Genomic DNA, 11,473 nt, shown 5'->3' on the forward strand with positions numbered 1-11,473 from the left:
TACGACACGCGCAGTTGTTCCGAAAGCACGACAACAGAATGTGACAATCGATTAGATGAGCCGATCATCAGGAATTTAGAAGCGTCGATTGCTCACACACAACTGGTGCGAGTACGTATCTTCTTGGGGCTTCGTGAATGCGTCGTCGCCAGCAGCTTCTGCAAGAGACACCGTTCAAACCCCTTCGCCCAGGCGTTCGCCCATTGACGAACGCCCTTTGCACCGCTTTCACTTAAACGCTTCAATCTTCGGAAATGGACGTGGTTTGTAAGGCTTATCGGCCATTTGCCGTTGACGGCCTTCACCTACGCTAGTGACATGCCGTAAAGGCATCAGTCACGCGCCAGTCTTCGTGGTGCCCAGTTCCCTTTCTGCAAGGTTATCGTGAAGCCCGTTCTTCTTACTGTCGCGGCAAGCGCCGCGCTCTCGCTCGCTCTCGCCGCATGCGGCGGCGGCAGCTCGTCGCCGTCCACTTCAGGTGGCGTGTACATGGGTCCCGTTGCGAACGCAGCAGTGGCGGTGTATCAACTCGCCGCCGACGGCACCGTCTCCGACAAGCCGCTCGCCACTGCCACGACCAACAACGACGGCACCTTCGCGCTCAAGGGCAGCCTGCACTATCCGCTCTTCGTGCGCGTAACGGGCGGCAGCTATCAGGAAGAAGCGACCGGCACCAATACGAGCCTTTCCACCGAAATCGACGCCGTGTATCTCAACGCGCCTTCGCAGATGGTCGTCTCGGCGTATTCGAACGCAATCGTCGCCGATGCACGCGCGGCCGGCGGCCTCAGCGCCGACAACATCAACGCCGCAGTCGCGCGCGTGAACGCGTTCGCGGGCGACATCGACGTCCAGCAGACCACGCCGACGCTCGTCACCGCAGGCACGACCGGAACGGTCACGGATGGCGCCAAAATGAGTCTCGCGCTCGGCGCCGAATCGCAAAGCCGCACGACGGATGGTTCTTCCATCGATACCAGCACGCAGAACATCGTCGCACAGGCAGCCAATGGCGATACGCTCGCGTCCTGTCACGCAGGCTCGGGCGATATCGCCGATGACGGCACCGTCGCGGCGCCCTCGGGCGGCAACTGCACGATCACGCAAGGCGCCGCGACCTATGCGGGCAGCGCGGGCAACCGCTCAGGCATTACGTCGATGGCGCAGTTCGCGCCGGTCGTGCCAGGCGCGGCACAAACGGCTATTGGCAGCGCGGCCACTTGCGGCGACCGCATCGCCTTGCTCAGGGACAACGCCGCGATCTTCGCGGGCCGTCAGAACGACGTGCAGGCAAAGCTCACCGGCGGTCTTACCAAGACCAATTGGGCGACCTATCTGACCGCCAGTAGCTGGGGGCCGCTCGCCGCTCAGTACGGCGCGATCAAGGCGCCTTCAGGATGCACCGACACCGACACGTTTTATCGCGAACTCGTGATGGCGGTGGAAAACTTCTGGGTCGATCAGGACATCAACTATTGCCATCATCATGTGCCGGGCTGGCTGCCGCCGGACGATTCGGGCGGAACCGATCCGAAGTACCGCAATTCGTCGGCGGGCAGCACGTCGGGTGCGGCCGCGAGCGCGAGCGGCGCCAAGACGCCAAAGTACGGCATGACCTGCACCGGTCAACGCAGCGCTACCGGTTCGCAGCAGATCCAGGCGAGCGGTGTCACCGCCACGAACACGCCGGCTTACAAGCCTGCCGAGGTCATGTGGCATGGCGTGGATTGCTCGGACTTCACGTCTTGGGTCTACAACTTCGCGGGGCTCACGGGCAGTACGGAAGTCGAAACCGGCGTGACCACGCAGGCGTGCATGACGCCCGCGGGCGCAACCAGCACGCCTGATTGGGCGGGACCGAAGCAAGCGGGCGTTCTGCTCGATATCAACAGCGGCAACTTCGACACCACGTCGCAGTATCTGCTGCCGGGCGACTTGCTCTATATCACCGCGTCGCCGATCGTCAAAGGCAAGATGGTCCCCTTTACGCCGACGAGCACCATTGGCCTCACGCACGTCGTGACCTGGACCGGCAAGAAGTGGTCCGATTTGCGCAATGGACCGGATGCCTGGCGCTACGATCCGGCGCATATCGGCGAGCCGGGTTCGCGTCTTGGCGGCGATCTCGCGTCCATCCTCCAGAACGACAACGTGCTGGAGGCGCTCGACAAACTCGATCCGTGGATGATCATCGACAGCCACTATGCGGGGCCTTCGTATCGCCCGTTCATTGGCTGGTATCGGTCGAGCGTGTCGGATGTCCGGCGGATCATCGGTCAGGACGCGGCGCGCGCGAATCCCGATCTCAAGAATCTGATCATCGAACAGCAGCCGACTAAGGCCACGCTGGCCTCGAAGACTCAGTTGGGACAGATCGTGCTCGCCTCGAAGCAAGGGCTCGCGAACGGCTACATCATGCACTACACCCAGGTGCCGAAAAACGGCTTGCCGACGTGCGAGCGCGTGGGTATTCCGAAGTAAAAAAGCGCCGAAAAAAAACGCATGATGCGATGCGCCACTCCGGCGCTTCGCATCAAGGCAGATGCCGCCCGATGGCAATGGCCACTGGCGCGGGCGGCGTCTCGCCCTGATTGACCGCGATAAAAATCGCCGCGTCTTTGTGCGGATTCACGAGAATTACCGAGCTGAATCCCGCCGTTCCACCGTTCTTCAGAATTTCCGGATGCAAGCCGGGCGAGCCGTTGCCGTTGTTCGTGACCCACGCCATGCCTTGCTGCGCGATGCCGTTCGGCAACGTGTAGCGCGGCGCTTGAGCCGCGTGCATCGCCGAGATCAGTTCGGCGGGCACCGGACGTCCGTCTATTTCACCGTGTCCGAGATTGGCCTCGCCGAAGCGCAACATGTCGGCGGCGGTGGAGCGCATGGCGCCTGCCGCGTACCACGCGTAGAGCGGCCATTGCGGCGCGCGCTGCCCGTCTCGAAGATGCCCTTCGGCCGTGCGCCCCGGCACGTCGACTGGTGCCGAAAACGAACTTGTCATGCCAAGCGGTTGCAGGATATCCGTCGATAGCTGATCGGCCCACGCGCGCCCCGTTGCCTGCACGAGCGTCACGCCGAGCACGCCGACGCCTGCGTTCGAATACATGTAGGGACGTGGCAGGGGACCGTCCGGCGACCACGACGATACCCAGCGAAAGAAGTCCGCCGATGTGTAGTGGTCGATACCGCGATAACGCAGATTGCGCGGTGCGTCGGGCGGATTGTCGGGCATGCCGGAAGTGAAGTCGGCGAGCTGCATCGGCGTGACGTTCTGCGCGGCGCTTTGCAGCGTGACGCCGTTGGGCATGTAGCGCTGTATCGACGAATCCGGCGCGATCTGATGCCGGCCGATGGCGAGCGCGAAGAGCGTGGTTGTGAAGACTTTCGTGCACGAGCCGATCTCGACGATGCTATCGGCCGTGAAGGGCGCGCCGTTGTCGTTGGCCGAGCCGTATGCGTAGTAGTAACGCTTGCCGTGCAGCGACACGCCGACGATCGCCCCCGCCGCCTGATGCGACGAGAGCAGCGGCTGCAGGTAGGTATCGACGACTTGCCGGATGGCGGCGCTCTCGTCGGCGGGTTGCTGGGCCGCGGCGGGAAGCGTGGCGCAGGCGGTGAGGAGAAGGGCGAGGGCGGTGTGGCGCATGGTCGTTGTTGTGGTTGCTTGAGGCGGTGTGGCTCGTGGGGTCAGCTCATGATCATCACGGTAGGCTGGCTCGGCACCAGCACGACGCCGATGGCGTTACTTTGATTTTGCGTCGTCGGCGAAGTAAGCCGAACGGCGGGATTGCCGGCCACCATTACCTTCATGCTGCCCTCGGTGAAGCGCGCCGGGCCCATGATCGTGCCCGAGGCCACGCCGCCTGCCACGCCGGCCTGATCGCCATTGGTCAACGGAATCTCTGAGCCGAGATTGAGTGCGGGCGCTCCGCAGATCAGCACGGTCTCGGCCGGCGGCGTGCCCATCATGGGCATGGCGATATTCGGAAACGGCGTCGGTACCGGTCCAGCGGGCGTCGGCACTTGGCAGACATCGGGTTCGGCGATCATCTCGCCAGCAGCTATGGTTACTGCAAACACGGCATACCTCCGTTTGTGCGATTGTCTCGTCGCGTCTTGTCGACTGGGGCCGGGCCTCAGCCCAGTTCTATCTTCGAGCCGTCGATGCGCGTCATCTCGTCGGAGACGAGGGTCGTGTGGCGAGTGTGCAAGTGCGCGTCGCCGCTTACGCGCCAGCGAGCCGTGCCCGCACGCAATTCGTCGTTACCCTCAATCCATCGCGAACTGTCGTTTGCACGGAAGATGGCACGTCCGACGGTCGAGAGAAAATGGCGCGCGACTAGCGTAAGACGTTCGATACCCGCGTCGAGCGACGCTATGCGCGCGCTGGCCTGGTGGCTCGTGACCGCTGTCGAAACCGCGTCGAGCGAGAACGCGCGCGTGCTGGCATCGACGGCCTCCTCGCCGTTCAGCGCGATACGCGTGGCACAAAGCCGCAAGTCGCCGTCGGCGGATTCGATCCTTGCGCCGCCCGGCAGCATCATGGTGCCGGCGTCGGGTTGGGCACGGGTCAGCACCGCGAGGAGATACGGCACCGTGGTCGTTGCCGTCACGCCGTCGGCTGCAGCCTGTGCGGGCAACGCGCCGCAGACGAGGACAAGATCGCCCGCTTGCGGTTCGAGCAGACAGCTTTGAGCCTGCAAGGCACGCTCGGCGTGACTGTCGAGCAAAAACCATGGTCCTGCGCGACCGGTCACCGTGGCGGCACGCAGGGTCGTGCTGACTGCTGGCGCGCAGCCGACGGGAACGTCGTTAGGGGTAAGTGGCAGCGTATCCATGTCGTGCTCCAAGACAGTAGAAGTCAAACACCCCAGGTTTCGGCGCGCAGCCGAACCGGATCGGTGGGACGTGTGTGGTTGCGCGACGCGCCCGCCCAATGCGTACGCGAGTCGATCAGCGCATGGAAGTCGGCATTGCCGAAATCCGCGCGTGCGCAATCGGATTCCGTCAGATCGACGTGTGACAGATCGCAGTCCGTGAAGCGTGCCGCCGTCAACGTCGAACGTTGCCAGATGGCGCGCGTGAAGACCGCCTGCGTCCAACTCGCGCCGTCGCAGCGCGACCCGGTCAGCGTCGCGCCGCTGAAATCGGCCACGACGAATTCGGCATCGGTCAGATCGGCACCGGACAAGTCGGCTTGCGCAAAGCGCGCGTATCGGCCGGATGCGCCCGCAAAGCGCGCCGCGTTGAGCTTCGCGCGATCAAAACGCGTCTGCACGAGCTCTGCACCGGTGAAATCGGAGCCGGAAAGGTTCGCATTCGTGAACTGGCACTGATGGAGGTTGCATTGGTCGAAGCGCTGGCCGGCAAGATCGCCGTTCAGAAAGAAAGCTTGTACGAGTTCAGTGCGCAAGAACGTTACCCGCGCGAGCGCGGCGTCGCGGGCCGTAAAGCGCGTGAGATCGGCGTCGGTGAAGTCGGCGCCGTCGAACTTGCAGGCAAGCGCATCGCTGCGATAGACGCGAGCGCCGGCGAAGGTCGCGGCGCTCAAATCGCAGCCGTCGAACATCGCGCGCTCGATCTGCGCGCTCGTAAAGTCGGTGCGTCCGAAGCCGACACGCGTAAAGAACACCCGTGTGGCTTGCGTCTCACGCAGACTCGCACCGGCAACTTGCGTGTTGTGCCATTGGGAACCATCGAGAACGCTGGCATTCAGATTCGCACCCGAAAGATCGCATTGGCGGATGCGCGCCCCATTCAGCTTCGTGCGCGAAAGGTCGGCGCCGCGCAAATCGACGCCCTCCAGCAGACAGCCGCTTAGGTCGCGCCCGGCGAGGTCCGCGCCCGCCAGGCTGGTTCTGGACAGCGCCGCGCCCGGCACGAGTTCGGGAAGCGCGCTCATAAGCGCACCTCACCTTCCACGCGGCCGGGAATCTGCAGCAGCGTGCGATCGACGTTGGCGCCGTCGAGCACGCTGTTGCCGACCGTTGATCCGTAGCATTGCGCACCGTAAAGATTGCTCGAGACGAAGCGCACGCCGTCGAGGCGGGCGCGTCGCAAGTTGGCGTTCATCAGGTTGGCGCGGCTGAAATCGGCACCGCTCAAATCGGCCTTGGACAGACGGATAGACACCGCGCGCGCGTTGACGAAGCGCGCGCCACGGGCTATGACGCCGCTGAAATTCACGTGATCGAGCGCGCTTTGGTCGAAGTTTGCCTGAGATATGTCAATGTCGAGCCATACGGCCGCGTTCAGCCGCGCGCCCACGAAACTCGCGCCGCTGAGGTTTGCGGCGAGGCCCGCGCGCGATTGCGAGAGGTTGGCGTTGTCGAAACGCGCGCCCGCGCCCTGAGTGCCGAACAGACGGAGAACGGAGCAGTCCGCATCGACGAAACTGGCGCCCGCGATTGACGCATGATCGAATACCGCGTTCGCGAGATTTGCCCCGGTGAAGTCGGCGCCCGCAAGGACCGCGCGCGAAAAACTAGCTTTCGCCGCGCCGCATCTGGACGCCTTCACGCCCATCATCTTCGCGTTGCTGAAGATGGCGCGGGCGAGTTGCGCGCCCTCCAGATTCGCCGCCGAAAAGTCCGCGTCCGCGAAGTCACTCGCACTTAGAGACGCGCGTTGCAACTGCGCACCGCCGAAGTTGGCGTTGCGGGCGCTGACGTTGTCGAGCTTCGCGTCGTGCAGTTGCGCCCCGACGAGATCGGCGCCAGCGAGCATCGCGCCCGACAGATCGGTGCCGGAGAGCCGCGCGCCAGTGAGACGGACGTCGTTGAGCACGGCGAGGCGCAAGTCGGCGCGCTCGAGCATCGCGCCTGACAAATCGAGGCCGCTCAGATTCAGGCTGGCAAGCGAATGACCAGCCGCGGCGCGCGCTATCACGTCGTCGCGATTCAGCCGTAGCGGTAGAGGCGGCTGCGGCACTCCGAGCACGGCGCTCGCGGGCGGTTGTGTCGCGGGCGCAGCAGCGGTCGTAGACGCGCCAAGGGTCGAAAGCGCGCCCACGATGCTCTCGAAGTCGATGCTCGCCGCTTCGTTCAGTGCGGCGACCGTCTCAGGGTCGGTGACCTGTGCGGCAAGACCGGTGATCGAACTGCCGCGCGCCGCGAGCGCCTGTTGAGTCTGTGCGAACGCTGCGCGCAACTGCCCGGCGAGCGTCGCCGCGTCGGCGGGAGCGCTGGCGCCGTTCGCGCCGAGCACGGGCGCGGTTAGTTTCTCGACATCGGCTGGCGTGAGTTCGTAGCGCTTCATCAGATCAGCGGCGCTGCTTTCTAGCGTTTGCGTCAGCGATTGAAGGTCACGCTGCATGGATGCCGCATCGCCACCCGACTTGATGTCGAACGGCGGCGTGCCCGCTTGCGGTAAGTGTGCTTCGAGCTCGCTTGCTTGCATGCCGTGCTTCGACAACAGATTCTGAGTCGTCGATTCGATCTGCGCGGTGAGCGATTCGAGTTCGGCGAACGCAGCCGGATCGCTCGGTCCCGCTACGGCGGGTGCATCAGGTGCATCGGGTGCTTTCAGGGCAGGCGGGGTGGCGACGGCCGCCGCAGGGGCGGGCGACGCACTTGCGGCGGCTGGCACGGGAGGCGTCAGACTGAGCCGCGCTTGCAGGCGATCTCGATAGTATTCGGCGGGTAACGGCGCGCTTGTCATGCTCTCGAAGTCGACCATCAACTGCGCGATGTCGTCCGCGTCTTCATCGCCGAGCGCTGCAACCGCGCGATATAACACGATGCCCTGTCCGATCTCCGGCAGGATCCAGACGGTTTCCGGGCGCGCGGCGCACTCCTCGAAGCGCATATCGCCAGCAATACGACGGGTCACGAAGCAGCGCGCCCTGAGTGCCGGAAGGCGCGCCGCCAGATGCGGCTGATCGGGATGCATGTAATCGACAACAATGCGCTCGTCGCCTTGCCAGAATCCCGCGATACGCTGGTCGTGCGGCGCCGTGCAAAAGTAATCGGTCCGGGTGTCAGCCGGAAGATGCGGCCATTGCTTTGCGAGCCAGTCGTCATCGAAGGCGCCGAGCAACGCGGTCCGTTGCGGCGACGTGGCGGGCAATGCCCAATATCCGGCGGGTTCGCGGACATCGCTGGGCGAGGCGATCAGCGCGTCCGGCGTCTCGACGTTAGGTAACACGCGGTCCGAGTCGCCGGCGAACACCGCGCCGCGCCCGGCGGGATTGGCGGCGTGTTCAGGACCGCCGAACGCGCGCGTGGCATCGAGCGGCATGCGGTGGAAAGGCTCGGGGGCCGAGATCGTTCCGAGCGGGCCGAAGCGGCGATCGCCATACACAAAGAGCGATTTTCGCGAAGCGCCTACTTGCACGGTCGTTTCGACGAGTGTCGCGGTCGTGCCTGCCGGCGCGTGGGCTGCGCCATAAGCGAGCCATTCGCCGCATGGCTTCGGGAAGCCGGCATCGAGCGGGCCGTCTCCCGTCGCGCCGGCGCCTGCCTTCCACAAGTCCGGTTCGGAGGCGAGACGTGGCGGTCCATCGTGCGGCGCATCGAGAGCGAACATCACGAGCACGCCCATGGAAAGTAGATCGCGCTCGTTGAAACGCAACGTGCGATAGACGAGTCCGGCGGTATCTGGTTTGAGGATTTTCATGATCGTTCGTCGCCTAGCCGAGCTTGATGAATGCGGAATCGGCCTCGATCGCCTCGGGGCTGATTAGCATCATGGCGCCGGGCGCGGACGCGACGAACACTTCCTGAGCCATGTTGAGTGTGCAACCCGACGACTCGACGAGAAAATCTTCGGGTGTCATGTTCAGAGCGCTCGCGCCGACCTGCGCCGTCAACGTAGCGGGCGTAACGAGCACGCTGCTGTCGCCGCCGCGCAGGGTTGCCTGGTCCGGGCCCATCAGCAACGAAGATGCGCCTGCTGGTCCAGTGAAGTCGAGCGACGAAGCGCCGTCGCTGAAATTCAGCGAGCCTGTGTCGATGCCTACGCGCTTGAACCCCGCAGTGGCATTCGTCAATGAGATGGAACTCTGGCCGGCCGGCGTGGTTCGTGTCAGCGTAGTTTCTGCAAGCGACATTCCGAGCGTGCTCTGGGAAGCTGGCAGAAAGTCCGTTCCGAGCGACACGCCGGTCTGTCCCAAGGTCAGGGTCGATGTCTGGCGCAGCGCCTCGCACAGTGTCGAGAGTCGCTTGACGACAACGACCAGGAGCGCGGTGAGCAGCGCATTGCTCACGCCTATGGACGCGGCCTCGGCCGCTTGCTGTTTCACCTTGTCCTTGCTGACGTCGGTGGCGTCGAGCACACCGAGCGCGGTGCCGTACACGAGATTAATCGCGACAGTCACGCCGATCAGCGCCTTGGTCGCCGTCATCGCGGCCTTGAGGATGGCGAGTGCGGACATGCCGAGAGGATGAATGCCGCCCTTGAGGGCTACGGTTCCTTGTGCCTGCGTGGAGGTGGAGTCGCTAAAATCGACCGTTGCACCGTCCTGCATGCCCAGCGTGGTCCCATAAGTCCATGTGACGTTGTTGCCGAGCACTGCAGCCAGATATGTGCCGAGCGTCACCGAATTGTTGGTCGTTGCTGTGAGTGCGGTTTGGCCGGTACAAAACGCGGAGTTGACTTCCCCGACCGCGAGGTTGTTGGTGGTTCCGACCGTCATCGTGTTGACGTCTTCCAGTGTGAACTGAGTGAAGCTCATGACTGTTATCTCCTGAAAGCGCAGATGCGTGGCTGTCGATGCAATGAAAGGAGCGTGGAAACGCGTGCCTATCGCGCCTTAGTCGCGCGCGCCGATAAAAATATGTGTCGCGCCGTTCGGCGAAAAAAGATGGATCGTCTGGCCACCATCCTTATCTGACATCTCCAAGATGTTTCCACCCTTCGTCACCATTCGATTCATCGCCGGATTCCCCTGATTCACCACACTCGAATTCACCGAATTCGGCACCGTCCCGACAATCACCGGCTGATCCGGATCGCCGTCGCTGAATTCAAGCAACACCTCCGCGCCCTTCAGCAGCGGAAAATGCATGCCGTGTCCATCGCCGGAATAAGGCGTCGCCATGCGAACGCGCGCCGAGCCTTTCGCCGCCGCCTTGTCCGTGCGGTCGAACGGCAACTGCACGGTGTACTGTCCGTATTCGTCGAGCTCGGCATATTCGCCGCTGCCCTCCGCATCGACGGTCGCGTTCAGCGTGCCCGCGATAGTCGGCCGCGCCGTGTCGCGCGGCGCGCGATACTGAACGTCCGCCTTGATCGCCGAAAACGTGTTGCGGTAGATGATCTCTTCACGCGCCGCGCCGTTTTCGCTAAACGGCGTCTTGATGCCCGCGAGCAGCGCGCCCGCCTGCGATCCTTCATGCGTGATCTCGGTCACGAGATAGCGGCCGTTGAAGTCGTCGCGATAGTGATGCGACATCTGCATGAAATAGCCGCTGCGCAAGCCCACCGCCGTGGCCTGACCATGAAAACGAACGCCGCCGCAAAAAATCCCCTCTGCGCGCAGCTTCGCGTAACGCGTGCCTTCGTCGGCGTCGCGGAAGTTGTCGCCGTAGAACATCGCTTCGCCGAAACCTTGCGCGGATACATCCGCCTGCGCGACGAGCGGCAACGACGCCTTGCGATAGTTGTAGTCCTGCAGCACCACCTTCGCGGGCAGCGGCTTCGTGCGGCACACGAAGCTCTGCACCGAGTCCGGCGCGACGCCCGTATCCAGCTCGTCGGCGGGGCGGTAGTTGACCGGCAGCGCATCGGCGGCGTGCATGGCGCGGTCATCGACGATGGTCAACGTGTCCGCCTCGCCGCTCTGCGCGAAGTAGTAGTACATGCCTTCCTTTTCCATCCAGCGCGACACGAAGTCGAAATGGCTTTCCTGGAACTGGCACACATAGCTGCGCGGACGATACTCGCCCGTCAGCTTCAGATCGACGGCGTTGCCCGTGAGCTGCGCGTCGCGCAACACGCCGCCCAGAATCTGCGGGATGGTCTGCTCGTTCAAATAGACCTCGCAGGTGCGCGTAAGCGTAAGCCGCCACGCACGCGGCACGAGCACCGCGCGATAAAACGTGTAGCCGCCCGCATGATGCAACTGGTCGAACTCGGCGAGCATGCCGGAATATGGCGTGGTGCGCGAACTGTCATCGGGTGCGCCGATGCTGAAGGTCGCGTTGTTCTGCAACATCTTCGTCAGATCGATGGCGGCGTCGTCGGCGACGAGCGTCACTTCGAAGCGAAAGAGTTGCGAGATCGCCTCGCGCCCGTGCATGCGCACCACCGAGAACGTGTCGGCCGCGTAAGCATCGGAGACGAAGCTGAAGCGCTGATTGTTGGCGAGTCGTGCGGAGAGCGAAGTCATGGCGTTTTATCTGCCGTTCAAGCGAGGAGCGGGGGGGGGGGGCGGCGGGGCGCGGCCCGGGTGATTAATCCATGGGTGGGTTCGAACTAATATTTCGGTTAAAATCCTCCGCGCCGGTCGTGCCCCGGTTTTTTTTTATTTTTT

The 11,473-nt window shown here is 63.7% G+C and carries 9 protein-coding genes; 2 read left to right on the plus strand and 7 right to left on the minus strand.

What is annotated here, in order from left to right; translation table 11 throughout:
- Together NCR98_RS32995 and NCR98_RS33000 are read left to right on the plus strand one after the other, a co-directional pair.
- A partial coding sequence (locus NCR98_RS32995; protein WP_250469928.1) for a hypothetical protein occupies positions 1-207 on the plus strand: 207 nt, incomplete at its 5' end.
- A gap of 282 nt (positions 208-489) precedes the next feature.
- Positions 490-2,481 (plus strand): hypothetical protein, encoded by a 1,992-nt coding sequence (locus NCR98_RS33000; RefSeq protein WP_284504025.1) that lies wholly within the window; start codon positions 490-492, stop codon positions 2,479-2,481.
- A gap of 52 nt (positions 2,482-2,533) precedes the next feature.
- On the opposite strand, the gene NCR98_RS33005 is transcribed toward NCR98_RS33000, so the two are convergent.
- The 7 genes from NCR98_RS33005 to NCR98_RS33035 form a co-directional block, all read right to left on the minus strand.
- The gene (locus tag NCR98_RS33005; RefSeq protein WP_250528572.1) at positions 2,534-3,646 is read right to left on the minus strand and encodes a serine hydrolase domain-containing protein; all 1,113 of its coding nucleotides are present in this window, start codon (positions 3,644-3,646) and stop codon (positions 2,534-2,536) included.
- A gap of 41 nt (positions 3,647-3,687) precedes the next feature.
- Positions 3,688-4,080 carry a DUF4150 domain-containing protein gene (locus NCR98_RS33010; RefSeq protein WP_244831876.1) on the minus strand — a complete coding sequence of 131 codons (393 nt, stop codon included), beginning with the start codon at positions 4,078-4,080 and terminating at the stop codon, positions 3,688-3,690.
- Positions 4,081-4,136: 56 nt separating this feature from the next.
- Positions 4,137-4,838, minus strand: a complete 702-nt coding sequence (locus NCR98_RS33015; RefSeq protein ID WP_250528573.1) for a DUF3540 domain-containing protein — start codon at positions 4,836-4,838, stop codon at positions 4,137-4,139.
- A gap of 23 nt (positions 4,839-4,861) precedes the next feature.
- Entirely contained in the window at positions 4,862-5,902 is a 1,041-nt protein-coding gene (locus NCR98_RS33020; protein ID WP_250469932.1) for a pentapeptide repeat-containing protein, read from the minus strand.
- On the minus strand, positions 5,899-8,616 hold the full coding sequence (locus NCR98_RS33025) for a DUF2169 family type VI secretion system accessory protein (protein ID WP_250528574.1): 2,718 nt from the start codon (positions 8,614-8,616) through the stop codon (positions 5,899-5,901). Before NCR98_RS33025 ends, NCR98_RS33020 begins: the two co-directional genes overlap by 4 nt.
- A 13-nt stretch (positions 8,617-8,629) precedes the next feature.
- Positions 8,630-9,673: a hypothetical protein gene (locus tag NCR98_RS33030; RefSeq protein ID WP_250469934.1), complete on the minus strand. Its 1,044-nt coding sequence runs from the start codon at positions 9,671-9,673 to the stop codon at positions 8,630-8,632.
- Between the two features lie 78 nt (positions 9,674-9,751).
- Positions 9,752-11,329, minus strand: coding sequence for a type VI secretion system Vgr family protein (locus NCR98_RS33035; protein ID WP_250528575.1), 1,578 nt, complete (start codon positions 11,327-11,329; stop codon positions 9,752-9,754).
- Positions 11,330-11,473: the final 144 nt, after the last annotated feature.

The sequence above is a fragment of the Caballeronia sp. GAWG2-1 genome, from assembly GCF_023631405.1.
Classification (GTDB): domain Bacteria; phylum Pseudomonadota; class Gammaproteobacteria; order Burkholderiales; family Burkholderiaceae; genus Caballeronia.

Coding starts and splice junctions, on each gene's coding strand:
- NCR98_RS33000 (WP_284504025.1), top strand. CDS start 490: ATGGGTCCCGTTGCGAACGCAGCAGTGGCGGTGTATCAACTCGCCGCC.
- NCR98_RS33005 (WP_250528572.1), bottom strand. CDS start 3,646: ATGCGCCACACCGCCCTCGCCCTTCTCCTCACCGCCTGCGCCACGCTT.
- NCR98_RS33015 (WP_250528573.1), bottom strand. CDS start 4,838: ATGGATACGCTGCCACTTACCCCTAACGACGTTCCCGTCGGCTGCGCG.
- NCR98_RS33020 (WP_250469932.1), bottom strand. CDS start 5,902: ATGAGCGCGCTTCCCGAACTCGTGCCGGGCGCGGCGCTGTCCAGAACC.
- NCR98_RS33025 (WP_250528574.1), bottom strand. CDS start 8,616: ATGAAAATCCTCAAACCAGATACCGCCGGACTCGTCTATCGCACGTTG.
- NCR98_RS33030 (WP_250469934.1), bottom strand. CDS start 9,673: ATGAGCTTCACTCAGTTCACACTGGAAGACGTCAACACGATGACGGTC.
- NCR98_RS33035 (WP_250528575.1), bottom strand. CDS start 11,329: ATGACTTCGCTCTCCGCACGACTCGCCAACAATCAGCGCTTCAGCTTC.